The organism is Halomonas llamarensis (genome assembly GCF_023555005.1).
Taxonomy (GTDB): domain Bacteria; phylum Pseudomonadota; class Gammaproteobacteria; order Pseudomonadales; family Halomonadaceae; genus Vreelandella; species Vreelandella llamarensis.
This window is the reverse complement of record NZ_JAMJPJ010000015.1, coordinates 1-22637: the sequence shown is the minus strand read 5'-3', so window position 1 is coordinate 22637 and position 22637 is coordinate 1. Positions and strand designations below refer to the sequence as shown.

The window sequence follows — 22637 nt, the reverse complement described above, 5'->3', positions numbered from 1 at the left end:
ACGCCGTGGAAACCATTACTTTAACCCGCCCCGACGATTGGCACCTTCACCTACGCGATGGCGACGCGCTGAACGCTGTGGTTGGGCATAGTGCCGCGCAAATGGGGCGCGCTATTATCATGCCCAATCTAACACCTCCGGTGACAACCACAGAGCAAGCGTTGGCGTATCGCGAGCGTATCTTGAAAGCACTACCAAAAGGAAGTGCTTTTGAGCCGCTGATGACGCTGTATCTTACCGATGCCACGCCACCTGAAGAGATTGAACGTGCCTTGGCAAGCGGTGTTATCAAAGCCGTTAAGCTTTACCCTGCAGGTGCGACGACCAATTCCGACGCCGGCGTAACGGACCTTCGTCACTGCGATGCCACGATAGCGGCAATGGCTAAAACGGGGATGCCGCTTTTGGTGCATGGTGAAGTAACCGATAGCGATATTGATATCTTCGACCGTGAAGCGGTCTTTATCGAGCGCGTGTTGAAGCCGCTTCTTGAGCGCCACCCTACGCTAAAGCTGGTTTGCGAGCACATCACCACCGAACAGGCTGCTGAGTTTGTCACGCAAGCACCGGATAATGTGGCCGCGACAATGACAGCGCACCATCTTCTCTTTAACCGCAATCAGATGTTGGCGGGAGGTATTCGCCCCCACTATTACTGCCTGCCGATTCTTAAGCGCGAGCACCATCGCCAAGCCTTGTTAAAAGCGGCCACGTCAGGCAGTGCTAAGTTTTTTCTCGGCACGGACAGCGCACCGCACGCCCAAGGTGCTAAGGAGTCAGGCTGCGGTTGCGCTGGCGCCTATACCGCACCCGCGGCGATTGAGCTTTATGCGACAGCGTTTGAGCAAGCAGGCGCCCTTGAGCGCCTAGAAGCCTTTGCCAGCATTAATGGCCCGCGCTTTTATGGGTTGCCCGCCAATGCCGATACCATTACGTTAAAACGACAGGCTTGGCAGCTGCCTGAGAGCTACCCATATATGGATGGCCAGCGTATCGTGCCGTTGCAAGCAGGAGAAATATTGGCCTGGAAGAAAGTGAACTAACCTAAGGCCTGTGGCCTTTCACATGGTAGCCATAAAAAGCCGCAGGCCACTTTCCTAGTTTCGTTTGAGCTTGTCGTAGCGCGTCGCTATGGGGCGATACGAAATGCATTCTCCACGAGCTAACGATAGCGATATAACCCTCTGTCTAAACGGCTATTTCCTGTCTTTGAGTTGCGCCTGCGTGGGGTCACCGAATCCATACCCTTGGCTTCGGCCCTTGTTCAACCGTGAGCATCAGTTGGGGCATGGCAAGCTCGCAGTCTGTTGGTGTTGGAACCTCTATTCTGCGAGTTTGCCCTTATTCTGCCAATACTATCCCGCCAAGCGTCAACAGGCCCTCGTAGTTATTTCGCTTATATTGAAGCTATATTGCGCGAATATAAATTACTTGCATTTGCATTATTTTTTGATAGCTTAATATAAGCCATATGGGCCAGTATGCCGTATCACCCAGGACGTCATTGGTCTCTATGGGCGTGATCCAGATGAAAAGCATTTCATTTCGGCGTCTGACGATTGCTAAGGTGCTAAAGCGAAATGTCGTGAGCACCTGAAAGGCATTAGACCGTGATTCGCTCATCGCAGTTTTTTGATCGCAGGCGAGACCACTAAATCGAAACCGTCTTATCTTTGGATTGATCGACTTGCTTGACTATTGGCTATTGGTTGACAGCCAACGGAGGTGAAAATGACACAAGGAGGCCGACAAAATGAAGCGGATTCTCAAGATGAAGTAACACAGTGGTATCGCGAGCATCACGGTTGGTTGAATGGCTTGCTCCAGTATCAGCTTGGCTGCCGTGATACCGCAGCTGACCTGGCACAAGATACTTTTGTGAGGCTCATCGTACGCGGGCTTGATACAAAGGCTATTCATGAACCGCGTGCCTTCTTGCGCACCATCGCCAAAGGCCTGCTAGCCAACCACTGGCGTCGCCAGGATATAGAGCGTGCTTACCTTGAGGCGCTTTCTGCTTGGCCCCAAGCGCACACTGCCTCCCCGGAAGACAGGCATGCCGTCCTTCAGTCACTCTACCGCATTGATGCCATGCTGCATGGTCTTCCTGACAAGGTGCGTCAGGCGTTCTTGATGTCGCGCCTGGAAGGGGTGAGCTACGCAGAGATCGGTGAGTGTTTGGGCGTTTCGGAACGTATGATCAAGAAATACATGGCGCAAGCCATGCTGCAGTGTTTGCGGCTCGTTGACGAGGAGTTGGCATGAGCTTGAGTGGAGCAGATCATCAAGAACCGGGTGATGATGTTCTGGCCCAAGCCGCTGAATGGTTCGTACTGCTTCAGGAAAAACCGCCTTCCGAACACATTCTTATTGCTTGGCGTCACTGGTTACAACAAAGTGAAGCCCATCGTCAGGCGTGGGCTCGAGTTGAGATTATTGATCAGCAGTTCCGGGAACTTCCACAGGAACCGGCTCAGCTAGCACTGAGTGCAGCAGGTCGTCAGCGTCGACAGTTTGTTAAGGGGCTGATGGTGCTTATGACCGCGCCACTGCTCTGGTCGGCGGGTCACAGACTATCGTTACCGCTTCAGAAGTGGCGGGCAGATTACCGGACATCGATTGGCGAGGTTCGCAAGATGGTACTCGCCGATGGCAGCCAGCTATGGCTCAACACCAACAGTGCGCTGAACGTGACGTTCAGCGATGAAGAGCGTCGCTTGACGCTGCTGGCTGGGGAGGTGTATTTGGAGACCGCCGTAGATACTCAGTCACCCCCTCGCCCGCTGCGTGTGGCATCGAGTATCGGCACCATCGAACCTCTCGGCACCTGTTTCAGTGTCAGAAACATGGAGAACCGAGTGGGCGTGCAGGTTACATCGGGACAAGTCTCTGTGATGCCTCTGCAGGCACCGCCACACAGGCTTGAGACAGGCGAGGCAACAACCTTTACAATGCGAAAAGTTGCCCCGGTGGAACCTGCCCAGACATCCCGGACAGCCTGGCAACATGGCATGTTGGTTGCCGATAATCAGCGCCTTGATGATTTTCTCGATGAACTGTCTCGGCATCGTCGCGGGGTGCTGAGTCATGATCCAGCTATCGCTGATTTACGTCTGGTTGGCGCTTACCCGCTGCGCGATACCGATCGTATCCTTTCGATCCTGGAAAGCACCCTGCCCATCCGCGTTATTCGACGTACCCACTTGTGGGTGAGCGTCGAGGCACGCTAAAAAACTTTTTCCTGCGGTTCCCTTTTTGATGTTTCACGTGGCAATACAAATGAAACGTAATATCAACAAAGGAAAATCATGCCGCTATCTCACCGGGCTGTACTCTTCACAGCCACCCTTATTTTTGTGCCATTCACCATGGCAATACCTGAGGCCTTGGCCCTGGATGCCAGCATGGCCCAGCAACAGTCCGTGCGCACCTACAATATCCCGGCGGGTTCACTCAGTACCGTGTTGAGTCGGTTTGCCGGTGAATCAGGCTTGACGCTGTCGTCGCGTGCCCAGCTAACGGATGACAGAACCAGTTCAGGGCTACAAGGTGATTTTACCGTCGAGCAAGCGCTGCAACGGCTACTCGAGAATACTGGAATTCACTACCGCTTCAGTGATGCAGAAGGCATCACGCTGGTAACGGGAAATCCGCAAGAAGGCGATGAGAAAACGTCTCTCGGAACGCTCACCGTAACCGGTACTTTCATGGACGATGTCCACGCTTATACGAGAGAACAGAATCGCCTCGGGGCGCTCGACAACGATATCGTCCTCGATGGCGAGCGCCTGCGGCGTCATCCTGACGAGCATATCGGCAAGGCGCTTGTCCGTGAGCCGGGTATCTTCGGAACCCCACCGAACTCAAAGGAAGATATACGCTTGCGTGGTCTCGATAAGCAGTTTACCCGAGTGTCAGTGGCCGGCGTCGGGCTGCCCGTGACCCAGCGGGGGCGTAATTTCGAGGTCGGTACGCTGGGCAGTGCCCTGGCGGGCGAGGTGCAAGTCATCCGCAACCCCACCGCCGACGTCCAGTCCGACGGTATCGGCGGGCGGGTGAACGTTGATTTTCGGGAAATCCCCGAAACAACGGGTGGCGGCGCCTACGCTATCGGCGATACGCTCTTCGAGGGGGATTCGTTTTTCGATGAGGAGCTCGTGGGCGGTCGTGGTGGCGCCTATTTCGGCGGGCCAATTGATGAAAACTGGTCAGCGCTGGGGGGGATCGACATTCGCGCTGATCCCCGGTTGACAAAATTTCGCAATGAAGCGGTCAACGCCGACGGCAGTTTCAATGAACGCGAGACGCGGCAGGACCGCAGCGATGACACCTTCATTACCTCGCTGCTACGCCTGCGCTGGCAAGGCGAGGCCGGTACCGCCGAGATACAGCCGGTACTGCTTCTACGTCAAAAGACCAAGACCGACCAGCGCGACAGCCTCAATGCCAAAGGCGACGAAGACAACCGCTTCAAGACCGAAGACTCACAAACTATCACCAGTGGCGTAAAGCTGAGCTGGGACCACGGCCTGCTGCCGGAGCAATGGTCATGGCGAAGCCATGTTGCTACCTACATTGCGGATGAAGAAGGCAATAACGGTGAAATCCGGCAGCGTACGGGCAAGGACGTGGAAAACAAGAACGCCAGGCCGGAACTCACCGACAAGACCTTTGAACTTGAATCCCGTCTTGGTCGTGAATGGCATACCGCGCTCCCCGGCCGCACCGAGGTTGGCGTATTTGCCCGAGGGCGGGATCGCGACGCCGAAGCGAATAACTTCAAGGACGGGGTAGCCCAAGCCCCGGGGACCGGCGATGTTTTCTCTCTCGACGAGCGCCTGCTTGCCACCTGGATCCGGCACGAAGTACGCTTTCTAGACGAGCGATTCAAGGTCGAACCGGGTCTGCGAGTAGAAAACTATGATCTCGATGTGGATACGCTTGCCGCCGATGGTTCTCCGCGCGCTGACGATAACAGCCACTCTCATGTAAATCCTAGCCTGCATCTGGCCTACCGCCCAATCGACAGCCTGCGTTTTAACGCCGCGGTATCGCGCACGCTCAACCGGCCGGAGTTCGACCAGATTATCCCCTTCGATGAAGACCCCAAGAAAGGAGAAATCAAACGCGGTAATACCGGTCTTGACCCCGCTACCAGCGTCAATGTTGACCTCGGTGTGCTTTGGGCAACGCCAACGGCAAGTCTTGGTGCCACGGTTTTTTACAAGGATATTGATGATCTGATCGTTGAGGCAAATACCGGCGAGATTGAGGACGGTAACGCGGTCATCCGGCCCCAGAATGCTGAGGGAGGGAAGCTGCGCGGAGTCGAGCTGGAGCAGCGTCTGGATTTGGGTCGAGTTACCGGCGCACACTGGATGGAAGGACTCGGTATATGGGCCAACCAGACCATCTTTGATGGCGAGGCCACCCTGGTAAGCGGCAAGAAAGTTCCTTTCTCTGGCGAACCCGACTATCTGCTGCGCGTTGGCATTGACTATGTCCATCCCGGCAATGGTTTGAATATTGCGCTCAGCTACAATCGTAACGGAGAGCGGATCGAGGAAGACGACACCACCCGCAAGGTGTTCGAACCCGAGAATACGCTGGATCTGGCCGTCTCTTACCCGCTAGCCAAAGGCGCATCGCTGCGTTTTGAGGCCACTAACCTACTTAGTGCCGAGGAAGATGGCGATAAGGAATTCTTCGATTCAAACGGTAATCTGGACAAGGTTGATCGACGTACTGTTGCAGTGACACGGCGTATTTCGTTAGGCCTGAAGTGGGACTTCTAAGAGGCATGCAACATACCAATTCAGGCTACAAGGCTATGAACACGGCGCATCAATCCTCGGGAAAAGGCAACGGTTTTCGTATGCTGTTCCGTGAGCTTATAGGCGTTATGCTCCTGCATCCATGGTTGCTTGCCATCACGGTACTTCCCAATATCGTGCGGCCAGCATTGGAGCCGCTCAAGGCCTGGATCACGGGCGATGTCATTCAGGAGCTGACCACTGGCAGCGGTACCTATGCAGTTGAGGAGCTGTTGCCTTATGCACCCTTGGCGATGGGCGTATTCCTAGGCCTTGGCATGCTCAAGATGTGGGAGAAGCTCACCAATCGCATGCTAGATGAGCGCCTGCTAATCGAACTCCAGCGGACATGGTTCGCACGCCGCCACGTGGCCCATCCGGGCGAACAGGTCACACGTGCCATCAATGATTGCGAAAACGCGCGCAAGCCGCTGGATCTCTTCCAGAAGGAGCTCTGGCTAGCCAGCGTTGGGCTACCTGCAGTTTTGATCTGGCAGATATCACTCGGACCCGAGCTTCTTCCAGCCTTGCTGATGGCGGCGCTGCCACCCTTTCTGGTTTCGCTTGGTTTCGGGCGCGTCATCGGCCTTGCCAGCTACCAGACCCTGATTGCCTTGGCATCGGTAGGGCGTGCAGTGGGTGCTGGTGATGATATGAAGATGCGCGATCATCAGGAAAGCTTCTACCGCCACCGCGTGCGCTTTGAATGGTGGAAGCAGAGTAGCGAGGTTATGGCCGAGTTTGCTGCCTGGGGTGGCCTGGCTGTGGTTCTTGTGCTTTCGGCCACCGGGATTTGGCAGCTGATTCCCGAAAACGTGTCTGCTGCTCAGATCGGCATGTTCATTGTCAATCTGCGCCTGCTGATAGAGCCACTCAAAAGCATCACCGATGTGTATGTAAAAATGCGAGAAGGCTGGCCGGCTGTACGACGCGTATTGCGGCCGGGCTACGACGAAGCCCAAGGAGATAGCCATGACTGAGCATCGAAACCATTGTGACTGCCACGACCTAGACCCGGATGCATTTCGTGCAGCCTGTGATGCAGGCTGTACCCGAGTAAAGGGATGCTTTCAGTACCATCGCTGCCTGCCAAAATGCGGCAAATGTAGCCTCATGGTTCGTCGAATTATAAGCGAATCTCAGGCTAGCAACGACACTTGCCGTGCTGAAGATGCTACCAACCCTGACCGATAACCCCGTCACCACCACAAGAAGCAGAACTCACGCGCGATTCCTGCTTCACATTTAACAAAGGAGAGCAATCAATATGTCTCAGGATTACTGCTGCAAAATAGTGCATATCACTGATGAGGGTGACAAGCTCGAGTACACCGCTAATATCGAGGCAGAAAGCCATGATACAGCGGTTGCTATTACCGCCGAGCGCCTGACCGCCTCACTTCACAACTTAGTCGCAGACGGCGGCCCTAGTATCGACGCAACAAAAGTTGAGTTGGGCAAGTAAGCCGATTCCAACCCTACTTTGGGAGTTTTTTGATGACCGTACACGGATACGCGCTCATGGCGTGACCGAGATCAGTGTCAGCTACCTGCGTGATGAGGCGTTGCACCAAGTGGTCTACGACGAGACCACGCACAAGGTCCTCGGCGGCAGCGAGTCGACCGTGGTCGATGCGGTGCTTGCAACGTTAACGCGACGGCTCGCCGAAAGGCAAGAACGCCAAAAACGAGCAGGTCGCACATGCACACCAGACCTCTTCAGGCGTCGTCGATACGGCTCTGGCAGCCCTGCCCGCTTCAGATCGCGAGGCCGTGCGTGCTGGTGGCGATCGAGTGCACCAGATCAAAATCAAGCGTCATCCAAATAAGGAACGCTTACACATTCAAGTTCATTACCTCAATGCGGCCAACGCTCATCAAAAAGCAGAATGGAAGAGCGACGACGCGTTGATAAAAGGGGGCTTTTAAGCTCCTCTCACTACCACTGCCCCATAACCCAAAAGGAACAATCGATGTCCGGTGAAACAGAACGCTTTATTTCCGACTACCAAGAAATAGCAGAGGAGGCGCGCAACGCCTTCGAGCCCCATATCAAGGGGGCGCAGATCAGTACCATCGCCACCAAGGCGGCGCACGGCGTGGTCGAGACGACGGTCACCTACCTGCGCGGCAGTGAGGTACACGAAATCATCTACGACGAGACCACAGGGAAGCTGCTTTGCGGCAGCGAGCCGTCGTCAATCGACCAGGTGATCGCCGTGCTGCCGGAGGCCGCACAGCGTGCGGTGCACGAGAGCGGACCGACCATCAGCCATATCAAGATCAAGCACGACGACAAGGATGACCGTGAATACGTCCATGTGCATTATCGCGCTGACGATGGTGAAATTGTCAGCCGCAAGTTTGAACTTGACGGCACAGATAAAGACAAGGCAGAAAATAAGCCCCAGGAAATCGAACGCATCATATCCGCGTACGAACAGCTTTCGGCCGAGACCCGCGCCGCTTTCGATCCTCATGTAACAGGGGCGCAGATCAGCCGAATCATACAGGCCGATGCCCACGGTGTGGTAGAGATAGCAGTTACCTACCTGCGCGGTACCGATATCTACGAGATCATCTACGACGAGACAACCGGCAAGCTGTTGGGTGGCAACGAACCGGCGGTGATTGAACACGTGATTGGCCTGTTGCCAGAATCTGGCCAGCTCGCGATTCACAAAGGTGGCGAGACCGTCCGCAAACTTAAGATCAAGCACGATGAATCGGATGATCGCGAGTACATCCACGTGCATTATGGCAACGATGGGCAGACCACCAGTCTCAAACTGGAACTTGACGGCAGCCACAAGCATAAAAAAGCAGCCTGATTGCTATAGGTCTTGGTGCCCTGGCCATTAATGGCCAGGGCACCTCATTCTTGATTTCAATGGTCGAGCGTCATGTGTAGTGGTCAACGGCACTACTACACCTAACGCTCGCCGGTGCCAACTACCTAGGTCGTTTAACGACCAAGTTAAGCCCTAAAGTCGGCTTGTTAGGACCCAATCATGCACCCTTATCTGACGCCCATCTTTTTGCTCGTTGCCAGCAACCTATTTATGACCATGGCTTGGTATGGCCATCTTAAGCACAAGCAGGTGGCTATCTGGCTAGTGGTGTTGATTAGCTGGGGTATCGCTTTTTTCGAGTATTCCTTGCAAGTACCGGCCAACCGTTTAGGTCACCAGGTCTACACCGCCTCGCAGCTAAAGGTGATGCAAGAGGCCATCACACTGGTGGTGTTTGTGGGTTTCGCGTGGCTTTATCTACATGAGCCACCACGCCGACACGAACTACTCGGTATGGTAATTGTATTGATTGGTGTGATGGTGGCACAATTCGGCGGCAGTAAGGCATAACACTTTCTAAAGCACTTGTTTCGTACCAGCTAAGGCATAATATAGGGAAGGCGCTTTTGCCGCCTGACTCGTCCTGCCGCATAAATGTCGGTACCTCTCCAGCACAGTTGCTCCTCCAGTGCCACGCTTTCCCGTATTGATGATTGGCGTTTGACTCGGGTTGGGCTGATACGGCCTTTGGCGTGTCACGCGGAGCCTATTTGACGCAACATCTGATCGACCATTTTTGACGAATGCGCGGCGGCGATATCCAGAAACTCCTCAAAAGAGAGATGGTTGTCACCGCTGCCCGGAATATCAGAAAGCGCACGGATGACCACAAAAGGACAGCCGAAAAGATGGCAGGTTTGGGCGATGGCGGCAGCTTCCATTTCCACAGCAAGCATGGTGGGAAACAGCGTGCGCGTGCGTTCGACGCGTTCTGGATCTGCCATGAAACTATCGCCGGTAGCGATCATGCCTTCTTTGACGTTGACTTCATTAAGCGCTTGAACGGCGCGGCGCGCTTCATCGCGCAACCCAGGGTCTGCTGCGAAGGCCGCAGGCATGCCCGGCACTTGGCCCATTTCATAGCCAAAAGCCGTCACATCGACGTCGTGATGACGGACTTCGTCGGAAATGATCACATCGCCAATGGCCAGATCCATGGCAAAACCGCCCGCAGAGCCGGTATTTATCACGGCCTCGGGCTGATAGCGCTCGAGAAGTACCGCCGTGCCTACCGCCGCGTTTACTTTGCCGATACCGGACTGCAGAATAATCACGTCTAAACCGTGGCGCTCGCCGCGATAAAACGTAAAACCGGCATGGTCGTAGCGCTCTGCGTTGGTAAGCTGCTCGGCCAGAATCGCCACTTCTTGCGCCATGGCGCCAATGATCCCAATTCGCTTCACAAGTTTGTCTCCGTTATCTGTTGCGTCTTAACCTGTCACAGGTTTTGAAGGCGCGAGGTTTATGTCCGTATCGTGATGCCAGAAGGGTCGTGCTGCTCGGCGGCGTCCAGGGTGTTTTCCAGCAGGGTGGCAACGGTCATTGGTCCAACGCCGCCAGGAACGGGGGTAATATAGCCTGCGCGTGCAGCGGCTGTGTCAAAGTCGACGTCACCAATCAAGCGGCCATCATCTTGGCGGTTGATGCCTACGTCTATCACGATTGCGCCAGGCTTGATCCATTCACCTTTAACGATGCCGGGCTTGCCGACAGCAACCACAACCAAATCCGCGCGCTGAACGTGTTCGGCTAAATCGCGGGTAAAACGATGGCACACGGTAGTGGTGCAGCCGGCGAGCATAAGCTCTAACGCCATCGGGCGACCGACAATGTTGGAGGCACCGATGACCGTGGCATCAAGGCCACGCACGGGCAAATCGCTTTTCTCGAGCAGAGTCATAATGCCTTTGGGCGTACATGGACGTAGTGCTGGGGTGCGCTGCGCAAGGCGGCCAAGGTTGTAAGGATGAAAGCCATCAACGTCTTTGCTGGGAAGAATGCGCTCAAGAATTGGGCGCGAGTCTAAGTGATCAGGGAGTGGCAGCTGGACCAAAATGCCATCCACAGTTGGGTCAGCATTAAGCTGATCGACCAGCATCTCAAGCGTTTCTTGCGTAGTGGTGGCAGGCAGTTCATGTTGAAAGGAATGAATGCCGGCTTTTTCGCAAGCACGGTGCTTGTTGTTTACATAAATTTGGGATGCAGGATCAGCGCCCACGAGTACAACCGCTAAACCTGGCGCTCGAGCGCCGGTGTTAAGGCGCGCTTGAATATTAGCCGTCACGGTGTCGCGTACGTCTGCGGCGATGGCTTTACCATCGATCAGTTGGGCGGTCATTAATGCAATCCCCGTCAGTGGAAAAAAAGCCTAGTTGTCAAAGCACTTGATGACGTAATTTTCGCATGCCCACGCGGTAAGGCAAAGCAAGATAATGTATTCGTGCATTAGTGGTTGACTTTAAAATTAAAAAACGTAGTATATGCCTCGCTTGAGGCGATCCATACGGTAACGTCTAGGTTGTTAATTCGGGATGTAGCGCAGTCTGGTAGCGCGCCTGCTTTGGGAGCAGGATGTCGGGGGTTCGAATCCCTCCATCCCGACCATACCTAACGTGGAAGATGGTGTTTTGCTTTTCCAAGTTGTGGTTTAGTGCTTTCAATCTGTTTAGATTAATTCCTGGTAAGCGTTCTATCTATTCAGGCTTGGTCTAACAAGATTTCGCGAGTGCGCCCATAGCTCAATCGGATAGAGCAACGGCCTTCTAAGCCGTAGGTTGCAGGTTCGAATCCTGCTGGGCGCGCCAGTCGCACCTGTTAAAATTTGCTTTTATGGTGGATGTAGCTCAGTGGTAGAGCCCCGGATTGTGGCTCCGGTGGTCGTGGGTTCGATCCCCATCATCCACCCCAAAAAGCGCTTAATAAGCAAGTTTTGTAAAAACTAGGTTATGGTGGATGTAGCTCAGTGGTAGAGCCCCGGATTGTGGCTCCGGTGGTCGTGGGTTCGATCCCCATCATCCACCCCATTACCTTTTTATATCTTTCTTTTCTCTCCGATTATTTCTTTAGCTATCTCTTGCCTTAAATCCAGCGCCATCATTGGCATCTTTTGCATGGCTATGGTTTAGCGTGGCATCATTTTTTTGCCTGTTTGGGCAAGGGCGGTTAGCGGCGATGGTTTTCCCTCTGATTTAGCAAAAGGCATGCCGCTAGTAGTCGTTATGGCTATTTTCTCTATTTTTTTAGCGATTTATTCTATATTTATATTTAAATACAGTTTTTTTAATCTATTTAATTGCCTAAAAATTGGTGTTAATTTCTATAGATAAGCAAGTTCCTAGCGCTAATAAATACGCCTGGGTTAGGTAGGCGACCACGTCACACAAACAGGAAGCACACTATGGCGCGTCGTAGCATCGTTTTAGGGGCAGGCATGGTCGGTGTCAGTATCGCTTGGCATTTGGCTAAACGTGGCCATGAAGTCACGTTAGTTGACCGCCGCGAGCCGGGAAAGGAAACCTCATTTGGTAATGCCGGTATCATCCAGCGAGAAGCCGTACGCCCTTATGCGTTTCCGCGTGATATGAAAACTTTATTAGGCGTGTTGCCCAATCGTCGTGTGGATATCCGCTATCGCCCAGGCGGTATGATCCATGCGGCTTCTCCGCTGTTACGGTACTGGCTGAATTCCGCTCCCAAAGTGTACCAACGCATCGTGCCGGAGTACGCGTCGTTGATTCAGCTCTGCTTAGATACTCATGCTCCCATGATTGAGGCGGCGGGGGCTGAAAGCTTGATTAAGAAGCAGGGGTTTTTGGAGCTGTTTCGCTCTCAATCGAGTTTGGATAAAAGCCTGAAAGAGGCTACAGAAAACAAAGAACGTTTTGGTGTGGCGTTCCATCATCTTGATCGTACTTCGCTTGCCGTGAAAGAACCGGATATCAGTGATGAGATTGTCGGGGCGATTCACTGGCTTGATCCTTGGACGGTAACTGACCCCGGTGCCTTGGTGGCCGCCTATGCAGAAGCATTTAAGGCAAGCGGCGGGCGCGTGCTGCAAAGTGAGGTAAGCAATTTATCCCAGGGCGATGATGCGACATGGAACGTGCAGACCGAAAACGAGACGCTTCAAGCGGATGATGTCGTTGTCGCACTTGGGCCATGGTCAGGGCGTTGGCTTAAACCGCTTGGGTATCACTTTCCTACTTTTGTTAAACGCGGCTACCACATGCACTACGGTAGCCAAGGGAAAGCTCATCTCAACCATTGGATCATGGATGCCGACGTGGGCTACCTGCTGGCGCCCATGCGGGACGGTATTCGCCTGACCACCGGGGCAGAACTGGAGGATTTAGAAGCACCGGCACATGTAGCGCAGCTTGCCTGTGCAGAAAAAGCGGCGCGTGATTTGTTCCCGTTAGGCGAGCGACGCGATAAAGTGCCCTGGAAAGGCGCGCGTCCCTGCTTGCCCGACATGAAGCCGGTGATCAGCCCAGCGCCGAAGCACAAAGGTTTATGGCTCGCGTTTGGGCATGGGCATCAAGGCTTTACCTTGGGTCCAGCGACGGGGCAGTTGCTGGCGGACATGATGGAAGAGCAGCCAACTGCTATTGATGTGGCACCCTTTAAAGCAAACCGTTTCTAAAACGGGCGGCAAAGCTTTTGCGCATGCGTTCCAGCTCTGCTAATGTTACTAGTACATTTATTGTACATTAAAGGAGGCAGCAATGGATGCTTCTGTCAGCAATGCGGTAAGTACTTCTCTCTACATGAACCAAGCGCAAACTGCCCAGCAAGCGCAAATGCAGGTATTCAGGGAAGCGCTAGATAACCAAGAGCAGCAAGTGTCTGCCCTGATGGAATCTGCTACCGCAGGTACGGGGTCAGATCAGGGCTCCAGCCTTGCGTCTGAAGGCAATGTGGGCACTCAGGTTAATACTTTCGCCTAAAATAAATAGAACTTAACGCAAGCACGCAAAGCGCCAGCTGATATAGCTGGCGCTTTGCGTTAGAATGCGCGGCAGATAAGATGTTTCTTTTGACCTAATTTACCCGCCAGAGAGTCTAATGTCCGACGCTAAAGTCGCCCAAGAAGCCGGGCTCAGAAGAACCTTCGCGATCATTTCGCACCCCGACGCTGGTAAAACCACCATTACCGAGAAAATGCTACTTTTCGGGAACGCTATTCAAATGGCGGGCTCGGTGAAGAGTAAGCGTAATGACCGACATGCGACCTCCGATTGGATGAAAATGGAGCAGGAGCGCGGTATCTCGGTGACGACTTCCGTGATGCAGTTTCCTTACGCTGGGCGTATCGTTAACTTGCTTGATACGCCGGGGCACGAAGACTTCTCTGAGGACACCTACCGTACGCTCACGGCGGTAGATTCCGCGCTGATGGTTATCGATGGGGCCAAAGGTGTTGAGGGCCGCACCATTAAATTAATGGAAGTGTGTCGCCTACGCACGACGCCCATTCTCACCTTTATCAACAAAATGGATCGCGATATTCGTGATCCGATTGAGGTGATGGACGAGGTCGAAACGGTACTTAACATCCAATGTGCACCGATGACGTGGCCGATTGGGATGGGACGCCATTTTAGAGGCGTTTACCATCTCTATAACGACACCATTCATCTCTACACCCAAGGCCAGGGCAGCCGTATCCCTGATGACAAACGCATCGAAGGCTTGGACAATCCTGAGGTGGATGAAGTGCTTGGCGAAGATCAGGCTGAAGAACTGCGTATGGAGGTGGAGCTGGTACGCGGTGCATCGCATGAGTTTGATTTGGAGGCGTATCGCCGGGGTGAGCTAACACCTGTCTACTTTGGTACCGCGATGGGTAATTTCGGCGTGCGCGAAATGCTTGACGGCTTTGTTGAGTACGCGCCGGCGCCGCAGCCACGGGAGACGGATACCCGCGAGGTACCAGCAGACGACGAGCGCTTTACCGGCTTCGTTTTCAAGATTCAGGCCAATATGGACCCCAATCACCGTGATCGTATTGCCTTCTTGCGGGTCTGTTCGGGTAAGTACGATAAGAACATGAAGATGCGCCATGTGCGGATTGGTAAAGACGTCAAAATTGCCGATGCGCTGACTTTTATGGCGTCTGATCGCTCTCAGGTGGAAGAAGCTTGGCCAGGCGATATTATCGGCTTGCACAACCACGGCACGATCCAGATCGGTGACACCTTCACCCAGGGTGAAGACATGCGCTTTACCGGTATTCCACACTTTGCCCCGGAGTTGTTTAAGCGCGTGCGGTTGAAAGACCCGTTGAAGATGAAAGCACTGCAAAAAGGGTTGCAGCAGCTATCAGAAGAGGGGGCAACTCAGGTGTTCATGCCGCTGGATAATAATGACTTGATTCTCGGCGCCGTGGGTACATTGCAGTTTGATGTGGTCGCTCACCGTCTGAAAGAAGAGTACAAGGTGGATTGCGTTTACGAAGCGGTGAACGTTAATACGGCCCGCTGGGTTTACTGTGAAGATACTAAAATGCTGGAAGAGTTTAAGCGCAAAGCGAGCGCCAACCTAGCCATTGATGGCGGTGGTTATTTAACCTATATCGCCCCGACGCGGGTGAATTTGCAGATGACGCAAGAGCGCTGGCCGGATATTCGCTTCCAGCCCACGCGCGAGCACTAGTACTTCCTATGCTGGTCGATGCTCACTGTCACCTGGATTTTTCCGATTTTGACGCTGACCGCGAAGCCGTTTTCGCGCGGGCAAAGCGAGAGGGTGTTCAGCATTTTGTCGTGCCGGGGACGATGCGTTCACGCTGGAAAAATGTGCTGGCGCTGGGGCAGCGTGACGAGGTGAGTATTGGCCTGGGGCTACATCCCTATTTTATCCAAGCGCATCAGGAGGAGGATGTTGATGCGCTCGAAAAAATGCTGGATAACAACACCGAGGCTATCGCTATTGGAGAGTGTGGTATCGATGCGCGCTTAAGTAATACCTGGGAGCAACAGTGGCAGTTTTTTAATGCGCAACTTCGCCTCGCTAAAGCACACAAGCTGCCTGTGATTATTCACTGTGTGCAAGTTAATGATCAGGTGGCCAAGCGCTTGCGCCAGCTTAAACTCCCTGCTGGTGGTATGATCCACGCTTTCTCAGGCTCGCCCGAGCAGGCGCAGGCATTTATTGATCTGGGCTTTGTGTTAGGGCTTGGCGGAGCGGCAACATACCCGCGAGCAAAGCGGTTGCAACGTGCCATTCAATCACTGCCAGATGATGCCTTTGTGCTGGAAACCGATAGCCCGGATATGCCGCTGTGCGGGCAGCAGGGCGAGCGCAATGAGCCTGCTAATGTGGCCACGGTATGCCGCCACGTAGCAGCGCTGCGCGAGCAATCTGACGACGCGATAGTTAACGCCAGCACGAAAGCAGCAACGCGATTGTTTACGCTGCCGCTTGATTCATAATCGCCCTGAGGTTGTCGCTTTCTTTATTTGTCGGTTTGGTTTATTTAGCCGGCACTGTCTGTGAAAGCTGCTCTGGGTCTAGGCGTTCAATGCGATAGGGGAGATTGCAGAGCGTTAGTGGTTGGTTCTCTAGTGTCAGCTCGCCTTCTTCTAGTGCCTTAGTGTTGATGACGGTAAGCAGCTCCACTTGGCCGCTGTCATTAATCGCGCTGGTAACGACTTCACCTACCGTTTTGTCCATAGCATTGGTGATGTTAGCGCCGTGCTCTAGTGGTTCGTTCCCCTCGATAACGCCTCTTGCTAGCCGCTTTTTGACTTGCCCACGAAAGTGCGCCCGCGCGACAACTTCTTGGCCCGTGTAGCAGCCCTTCTTGAAGCTAATACCGCCGAGTGCCTCCCAATTAAGCATTTGCGGGAGATACTGGTCCTGCTGATCGGCTTCTAACCACGCAAGACCTCGGCGGATATCCGAAAGCTGCCAGTGGCGCGGTTCAGCGTCTGCTTGAAAGTGCTCCGCTGCTGAATCGGTAAGGACAAAAAGCCAACGGTCGGACGTTTCGTCTTCTACACTGTCTGGGTAACAAAGGGCGCTATTACCCTGTTCATCGCTTTGCTGTTGCCATGTAACCGTCTGCAGCGAAAGATTGAGCGCGTCGGCAATAACAGAGGCGTCGTCTGTTGCGGCACCGAAGAGCATTACATCATCGGGCGCGCTGAGCTCAGCGCGATAAAAGGCAGCAAACTTTTTTAAGTGCGCGATGAGCGGTTCCACTAACGAGTTAGATAGCACTAAGCGAAAGTGGTTGTCGCTTAGGCGCAACAGTTGCGCGTTGGCGAGCATGCGTCCTTTTGGGGTGCAAAAGCATGTTAGTGGGGCAAAGTGACCATTGGCCAGGGCGGCATGGGCGCTGGTTTGGCCTTGGAGGAACTTTTCAGCATCTTCGCCTTTCACATCGACACATGCCAAGTGCGTAATGCGGGCTGTCGAGGCTAACACCATCGGGGTGGCCATGTTACACAAACTCCTCGTTAAGTCAGTGGGCATTTAATTGAGAATAGATATTAATACTAACATGTTGGGTCGATTGTGCTTAATTGCAAGCGGCCTTTGGCATGCTAGACTTCAGAGCTATATCGATTTTGCACAAGGCTAAAAGGCAGTAGGAGTAGCACATGGCGCAACAACAGTCATTACGTTTTAAAGGCGTCGAATCTGCCGAACAGGTTAACCAAATCACCACGGCGTTAATGATGGTGGACGGTGTTGAGAGTGCTGAAGTTGGCCGCTATGGCGCGGAAGTGGAAGGACGTGCTAAGCGCGATGCGCTAATAAAAGCCGTAAATGCATTAAAATTGAAGGTTAAAGTGTCGTAATGGAAAAGATGATCACCGTTATCAGCGAACGCAACCGCATTTTTCGTCATCGTATCGAAGTCTCAGGTTTCGACGATCTCTATGCTGATGTTCCCAAAGCGTATGGTGGCGAAGAGAGCGCGCCCGACCCACATGACTACTTCGATCTGGCACTTGGCGCGTGCAAAGCGATCACGTCAAAAATGTATGCTCAGCGCAAACAATGGCCACTAGAAGGGACTACCGTCACGGTAAAACGCGACGATAGTCAGGAGCGAAAAGGCCTCTACAAGCTTGATGTCACGCTTGAGTTTCACGGTATTGACGACCCTGAGCAATGTGCGCGGTTGGAAAAGATTAGTCATAATTGCCCTATTCAACGCTTAATGACCGAGGCGACGGTGGAAGTGTCGACACGTTCGGTCGCGGGCTAGTGAGTCCTGCAATTATCCCTTCATCTCTATCAACTGTTTCTTGAGCAACTGTTTCTCGAACAATTGTTTCTCCAACCATGTTTCTAACAATTAAGGGGCCTTGATGAGCAAGACGTTTCGCTTACAGTCAAAGTTTGCACCAGCGGGGGACCAGCCCACCGCGATTACTAAACTGGTCAAGGGATTGGAAGCGGGACTTGCGCATCAAACGCTCTTGGGGGTTACCGGGTCAGGCAAAACCTTTACCATGGCCAACGTGGTGGAGACGCTGCAGCGTCCGACGATCGTGATGGCGCCTAACAAAACGCTGGCGGCGCAACTTTACGGTGAGTTTAAGGCGTTTTTTCCCGATAACGCCGTTGAATATTTCGTCTCTTATTACGATTACTACCAGCCAGAAGCGTACGTCCCCTCATCGGATACGTTTATTGAAAAAGATGCTTCAATTAACGACCATATTGAGCAGATGCGTCTGTCTGCTACCAAGGCGTTGCTGGAGCGGCGCGACGCGCTGATTGTGGTATCGGTATCAGCCATTTATGGTCTGGGCGACCCAGATCAGTACCTGAAAATGCGCCTGCACTTTACTCGCGGAGAGCTGATCGATCAGCGTGCCTTCTTGCGTCGCTTGGCGGAGCTGCAGTACACCCGTAATGATATGGATTTCAGGCGCGGCACCTACCGAGTGCGTGGTGACGTGATCGATATTTTCCCGGCTGATGCGGAGGACGAAGCGGTACGAGTTGAGCTATTCGACGATGAGATCGATTCCATCCGCCTCTTTGATCCGCTCACCGGCGATGTACGAGGCCAAGTACCGCGGATGACGGTTTATCCCAAATCGCATTATGTCACTCCTCGGGAAACCATTTTAGCGGCGATTGATGATATCAAAGGCGAACTTAAAGAGCGTCTTGAGTGGCTTCGCAAACATGAACGCTTAGTAGAAGCGCAGCGCTTGGAGCAGCGCACGCTCTATGACATCGAGATGATGCTGGAGCTAGGTTATTGCAACGGTATCGAGAACTACTCGCGCTATCTTTCGGGACGCAATCCCGGCGAGGCGCCGCCGACGTTTTTCGACTATTTACCCGATGACGCGCTACTGTTTATCGATGAGTCCCACGTCAGCGTACCCCAAGTGGGGGGCATGTATAAGGGCGACCGTTCACGCAAAGAGACCTTAGTGGAATACGGGTTCCGGCTACCTTCCGCGCTGGATAACCGCCCGATGAAGTTTGAAGAGTGGGAAGCCATTAGCCCCCAAGCGATTTTCGTTTCGGCTACCCCGGGGCCCTATGAGGCGGAACACGCGGGGCAAGTGGTGGAACAGGTAGTGCGTCCAACGGGACTTCTTGACCCAGAAATTGAAGTGCGCCCGGCGAGCACGCAAGTGGATGATTTGCTCTCGGAGATTCGCCTGCGCACGGAGGTCGGTGAGCGGGTGTTGGTCACTGTGCTGACCAAGCGGATGGCCGAAGATTTAACCGAATACTTTGACGAGCACGAAATCCGCGTGCGTTACCTACACTCGGATATCGATACCGTAGAGCGGGTGGAAATCATCCGCGACCTGCGTTTGGGTAAATTTGACGTGCTTGTTGGCATCAATTTGCTGCGTGAGGGGCTGGATATCCCCGAAGTCTCGCTAGTGGCGATTCTCGATGCAGATAAAGAAGGTTTCTTGCGCGCCGAGCGCTCGCTGATTCAGACCATTGGCCGGGCCGCGCGTAACGCCAACGGCAAAGCGATTCTTTACGGCGACCGCATGACCGACTCCATGCGCAAGGCCATTGATGAAACCGAACGCCGCCGCGCCAAACAGAGGGAGCACAACGAAGAGCATGGTATTACGCCGACCACCGTGACCCGCTCAGTGGCGGATATCATGGAAGCTGGGCAAGCGCCAGGCGCGAAGAAAACCAATCGCCGTCGGGGCAGCGAACGCAAAGTCGCCGAGTCGGATGCGGTGTACGAACCGAGCAGCATGCACCCAGATGACGTGGCAGCAGCGATCAACAAGCTTGAAGATGCCATGTTTGAAGCCGCACAGAACTTGGAGTTTGAGGAGGCGGCGCGGCTGCGCGATAAAATTCACTCGCTGAAAGAAAAACAGCTGGCACTGGGTTAGCCGATGCCGGAAGGTCCCGAAATCCGCCGTGCGGCGGATCGCATTGAGAAGCAGCTTTTAGGTGGTCCGATTGAGGATGCTTGGTTTGCCTTTGATGAGCTCAAGCCCCACGCCGCCTCACTGATTGGTGTGTCAGTGCGTTGCGTGGATACACGAGGTAAAGCGATGTTAATTCGCTTTACCGATCAGCGCGTTCTTTATTCCCACAATCAATTGTATGGCGTGTGGAAATATCACCGAGCGACAACAGAACCTGCTACTCACCGCTCGCTGCGTGCAAGATTGGTCGTGCAGGGCAGGGCAGCGAGTTTGTATAGCGCGTCTGATATCAGCATGTGGGATGCCGATTCGCTGCAACAACACCCCTTTCTAGCCCGGTTAGGGCCAGATGTTTTGAGCCAGCCGGTCAACATCAATACTGTTACCGAACGGCTAACGCTGCCTGCATTTCATCGTCGGGGACTGGGTGGGCTTTTGCTCGATCAAAGTTTTATCGCAGGACTGGGTAACTACCTGCGCAGTGAAATTCTCTTTTTTGCGGCGCTACACCCAAAGTGTCGGCCTTATGATTTGGGGAATGCACAAATCCAACGATTGGCACAACATATCGTAGACGTTACGTGGCAGGCGTATCGTCAAGCCGGTGTGACCAATACAGAAGATTGGATAAAAAAAGCCAAAGAGCTAGGCGAAGCGCGTCGCCAATGGCGGTTTGCCGTGTTCGCGCGTGTGGGCTTGCCATGCCATCGTTGTGCCACATCGATTGAGCGAATAAAAGTGGGATCAAGACGACTGTATCTTTGCCCCCGTTGCCAGCGTAACGCTTAAATTTTATACCGTTATCTTGTTTGTTCTCAACAAAACCACGATGTAACTAAAAACGTCACAGTGCCGATACATGGCACTGTGCGCTATAATTGCCGCTGGCTAGGTGATGCTTGAGTCTGAGCATCGCGACCAAACGATAAAACTAGGAGCAGCTTCTCCATGACCGTGATTCGCCAGGATGACGTGACACAAAGCGTTGCCGATGCGCTGCAGTATATTTCTTACTATCACCCCAAAGATTTTATCGATGCCATGGCGGCAGCGTATGAGCGCGAAGAAAACCCGGCGGCGAAAGACGCTATTGCCCAAATTCTAATTAACTCGCGAATGTGCGCCACTGGCCATCGCCCGATCTGCCAAGATACCGGCATTGTCACGGTCTTTGTTCACGTGGGGATGAACGTGCAGTGGGACGCGGATATGAGCCTTGACGATATGATTAACGAGGGGGTACGTCGCGCTTACCAACTGCCAGATAATATCCTTCGCGCCTCAGTGTTAGCTGACCCGGACGGCAAGCGTCAAAACACCAAAGACAATACGCCGGCGATTATTCATCATAAAATTGTGCCGGGTGATAAAGTCGAGATTCATGTGGCAGCGAAGGGTGGCGGTAGCGAAGCGAAGTCGAAGTTTGCCATGCTCAACCCCTCTGATAGCGTGGTTGACTGGGTGATGGAACAACTACCCAAGATGGGGGCTGGCTGGTGTCCGCCTGGCATGCTGGGAATCGGTATTGGCGGCACCGCCGAAAAGGCGATGGAAATTGCCAAAGAAGCGTTGTTAGATCCGATAGATATTCAGGACCTACAAGCACGCGGCCCGCAAAACCGCGCCGAGGAGCTGAGGCTGGAGATTTTCGACAAGGTCAACAAGTCAGGTATTGGCGCGCAAGGGCTCGGGGGGTTGACCACGGTACTGGACATTAAAGTCAAGGATTTCCCCACCCACGCGGCCAATAAGCCCGTAGCGATTATTCCTAATTGTGCCGCTACGCGCCATGCGCATTTCACGCTGGATGGGTCTGGCCCGGCTGCGCTTAAGCCACCCAAACTTGAAGATTGGCCGGAAATCACTCGAGAAATGGGCGATAACGTCAAGCGTGTGAACCTTGATACAGTCACCCCGGAAGAGGTGAAAACGTGGCAGCCGGGCGACACACTGCTGCTTAACGGTAAGCTATTAACCGGCCGCGACGCTGCTCACAAACGCATGGTCGATATGATTGCCAAGGGTGAGCCGTTACCAGTGGATCTCAGAGGACGCTTTATTTACTACGTGGGCCCGGTAGATCCTATCGGCGATGAAGTCGTTGGCCCGGCAGGCCCAACAACGGCTACGCGAATGGATAAGTTTACCCGTACGATGCTAGAAGAAACCGGGCTTTTGGGCATGGTCGGTAAGGCTGAGCGCGGACAAGTAGCTATTGAGGCAATTCGTGATAACGAAGCGGTGTATTTGATGGCTGTTGGCGGTTCTGCATATTTGGTCGCGCAAGCAATTAAAAAGTCCCGCGTGGTCGGCTTTGAAGATCTTGGCATGGAGGCCATCTACGAGTTTGACGTCGAAGATATGCCGGTTACCGTTGCTGTGGATACCCAAGGCACTTCCGTTCACCAAACGGGGCCGGCGAAATGGAAAGAGATCATCGCTGAGAAAGCGTGATCCTAGGGCGTGTTGACGTTTGATCGAAGATGATTTGGCAGGATAGGGGCAAGCTCGCAGAATAGAGGTTCTCACGCCAACAAACTGCGAGCTTGCGATGCCCCGACAAATGCTCACGGATGAACACT

The 22637-nt window shown here is 53.6% G+C and carries 20 protein-coding genes, 4 tRNA genes and 1 pseudogene; 21 read left to right on the top strand and 4 right to left on the bottom strand.

What is annotated here, in order from left to right; all coding sequences use genetic code 11:
* The first annotated feature begins 5 nt into the window (after positions 1 to 5).
* Positions 6 to 1043, top strand: coding sequence for a dihydroorotase (pyrC, locus tag M8006_RS10295; RefSeq protein WP_250081863.1), 1038 nt, complete (start codon positions 6 to 8; stop codon positions 1041 to 1043).
* Here pyrC and M8006_RS18385 read toward each other — a convergent pair.
* Positions 1040 to 1255: pseudogene (locus M8006_RS18385) on the bottom strand (hypothetical protein); the annotation flags it as partial. The gene pyrC and the pseudogene M8006_RS18385 sit on opposite strands and share 4 nt — an antisense overlap.
* A 476-nt stretch (positions 1256 to 1731) precedes the next feature.
* Here M8006_RS18385 and M8006_RS10285 point away from each other — a divergent pair.
* The 7 genes from M8006_RS10285 (at position 1732) to M8006_RS10255 (ending at position 9175) form a co-directional block, all read left to right on the top strand.
* Entirely contained in the window at positions 1732 to 2265 is a 534-nt protein-coding gene (locus tag M8006_RS10285; RefSeq protein ID WP_250081861.1) for a sigma-70 family RNA polymerase sigma factor, read from the top strand.
* Positions 2262 to 3230 carry a FecR domain-containing protein gene (locus tag M8006_RS10280; RefSeq protein ID WP_250081859.1) on the top strand — a complete coding sequence of 323 codons (969 nt, stop codon included), beginning with the start codon at positions 2262 to 2264 and terminating at the stop codon, positions 3228 to 3230. Before M8006_RS10285 ends, M8006_RS10280 begins: the two co-directional genes overlap by 4 nt.
* 78 nt (positions 3231 to 3308) lie before the next feature.
* Positions 3309 to 5795 (top strand): TonB-dependent receptor, encoded by a 2487-nt coding sequence (locus tag M8006_RS10275; protein ID WP_250081857.1) that lies wholly within the window; start codon positions 3309 to 3311, stop codon positions 5793 to 5795.
* 5 nt (positions 5796 to 5800) lie between these two features.
* Positions 5801 to 6793: an ABC transporter ATP-binding protein gene (locus tag M8006_RS10270; protein WP_250081856.1), complete on the top strand. Its 993-nt coding sequence runs from the start codon at positions 5801 to 5803 to the stop codon at positions 6791 to 6793.
* A gap of 287 nt (positions 6794 to 7080) precedes the next feature.
* Positions 7081 to 7278 (top strand): hypothetical protein, encoded by a 198-nt coding sequence (locus M8006_RS10265; protein ID WP_250081855.1) that lies wholly within the window; start codon positions 7081 to 7083, stop codon positions 7276 to 7278.
* 508 nt (positions 7279 to 7786) lie between these two features.
* Positions 7787 to 8644, top strand: a complete 858-nt coding sequence (locus M8006_RS10260; RefSeq protein ID WP_250081852.1) for a hypothetical protein — start codon at positions 7787 to 7789, stop codon at positions 8642 to 8644.
* Positions 8645 to 8824: 180 nt separating this feature from the next.
* Positions 8825 to 9175, top strand: coding sequence for a DMT family protein (locus tag M8006_RS10255; protein ID WP_250081849.1), 351 nt, complete (start codon positions 8825 to 8827; stop codon positions 9173 to 9175).
* 185 nt (positions 9176 to 9360) lie between these two features.
* On the opposite strand, the gene mtnN is transcribed toward M8006_RS10255, so the two are convergent.
* The gene (mtnN, locus tag M8006_RS10250; protein WP_250081847.1) at positions 9361 to 10068 is read right to left on the bottom strand and encodes a 5'-methylthioadenosine/S-adenosylhomocysteine nucleosidase; all 708 of its coding nucleotides are present in this window, start codon (positions 10066 to 10068) and stop codon (positions 9361 to 9363) included.
* A gap of 59 nt (positions 10069 to 10127) precedes the next feature.
* A complete protein-coding gene (gene folD, locus M8006_RS10245; protein WP_250081844.1) occupies positions 10128 to 11003 on the bottom strand; it encodes a bifunctional methylenetetrahydrofolate dehydrogenase/methenyltetrahydrofolate cyclohydrolase FolD in 876 nt (291 codons plus the stop codon).
* A gap of 189 nt (positions 11004 to 11192) precedes the next feature.
* Here folD and M8006_RS10240 point away from each other — a divergent pair.
* The 8 genes from M8006_RS10240 (at position 11193) to M8006_RS10205 (ending at position 16098) form a co-directional block, all read left to right on the top strand.
* Positions 11193 to 11269, top strand: a tRNA-Pro gene (locus M8006_RS10240).
* Positions 11270 to 11392: 123 nt separating this feature from the next.
* Positions 11393 to 11469: transfer RNA gene (locus M8006_RS10235), tRNA-Arg, on the top strand.
* A 28-nt stretch (positions 11470 to 11497) separates the two neighbouring features.
* Positions 11498 to 11572: transfer RNA gene (locus M8006_RS10230), tRNA-His, on the top strand.
* Between the two features lie 41 nt (positions 11573 to 11613).
* Positions 11614 to 11688: transfer RNA gene (locus tag M8006_RS10225), tRNA-His, on the top strand.
* A 374-nt stretch (positions 11689 to 12062) separates the two neighbouring features.
* A complete protein-coding gene (locus tag M8006_RS10220) occupies positions 12063 to 13307 on the top strand; it encodes an NAD(P)/FAD-dependent oxidoreductase (protein WP_250081842.1) in 1245 nt (414 codons plus the stop codon).
* Positions 13308 to 13389: 82 nt separating this feature from the next.
* Positions 13390 to 13611, top strand: coding sequence for a putative motility protein (locus M8006_RS10215; protein WP_250081840.1), 222 nt, complete (start codon positions 13390 to 13392; stop codon positions 13609 to 13611).
* A gap of 118 nt (positions 13612 to 13729) precedes the next feature.
* The gene (locus tag M8006_RS10210; protein WP_250081838.1) at positions 13730 to 15319 is read left to right on the top strand and encodes a peptide chain release factor 3; all 1590 of its coding nucleotides are present in this window, start codon (positions 13730 to 13732) and stop codon (positions 15317 to 15319) included.
* 8 nt (positions 15320 to 15327) lie between these two features.
* Positions 15328 to 16098, top strand: a complete 771-nt coding sequence (locus M8006_RS10205; RefSeq protein WP_250081836.1) for a TatD family hydrolase — start codon at positions 15328 to 15330, stop codon at positions 16096 to 16098.
* 40 nt (positions 16099 to 16138) lie between these two features.
* Here the strand turns inward: M8006_RS10205 and ygfZ are convergent, their stop codons facing one another.
* On the bottom strand, positions 16139 to 17110 hold the full coding sequence (gene ygfZ / locus M8006_RS10200; RefSeq protein ID WP_250081834.1) for a CAF17-like 4Fe-4S cluster assembly/insertion protein YgfZ: 972 nt from the start codon (positions 17108 to 17110) through the stop codon (positions 16139 to 16141).
* A gap of 161 nt (positions 17111 to 17271) precedes the next feature.
* Here ygfZ and M8006_RS10195 point away from each other — a divergent pair, with 161 nt between their 5' ends.
* The 5 genes from M8006_RS10195 to M8006_RS10175 all read left to right on the top strand — a co-directional run bounded on the left by M8006_RS10195 (position 17272) and on the right by M8006_RS10175 (position 22509).
* A complete protein-coding gene (locus M8006_RS10195) occupies positions 17272 to 17472 on the top strand; it encodes a hypothetical protein (protein ID WP_250081833.1) in 201 nt (66 codons plus the stop codon).
* The gene (locus M8006_RS10190) at positions 17472 to 17885 is read left to right on the top strand and encodes an OsmC family protein (protein ID WP_250081830.1); all 414 of its coding nucleotides are present in this window, start codon (positions 17472 to 17474) and stop codon (positions 17883 to 17885) included. The genes M8006_RS10195 and M8006_RS10190 overlap by 1 nt, the downstream gene beginning before the upstream one ends.
* 103 nt (positions 17886 to 17988) lie before the next feature.
* The gene (gene uvrB / locus M8006_RS10185; RefSeq protein WP_250081827.1) at positions 17989 to 20016 is read left to right on the top strand and encodes an excinuclease ABC subunit UvrB; all 2028 of its coding nucleotides are present in this window, start codon (positions 17989 to 17991) and stop codon (positions 20014 to 20016) included.
* A gap of 3 nt (positions 20017 to 20019) precedes the next feature.
* The gene (nei, locus tag M8006_RS10180; protein ID WP_250081825.1) at positions 20020 to 20844 is read left to right on the top strand and encodes an endonuclease VIII; all 825 of its coding nucleotides are present in this window, start codon (positions 20020 to 20022) and stop codon (positions 20842 to 20844) included.
* Between the two features lie 159 nt (positions 20845 to 21003).
* Positions 21004 to 22509: a fumarate hydratase gene (locus tag M8006_RS10175; RefSeq protein ID WP_250081823.1), complete on the top strand. Its 1506-nt coding sequence runs from the start codon at positions 21004 to 21006 to the stop codon at positions 22507 to 22509.
* Positions 22510 to 22637 lie beyond the last annotated feature (128 nt).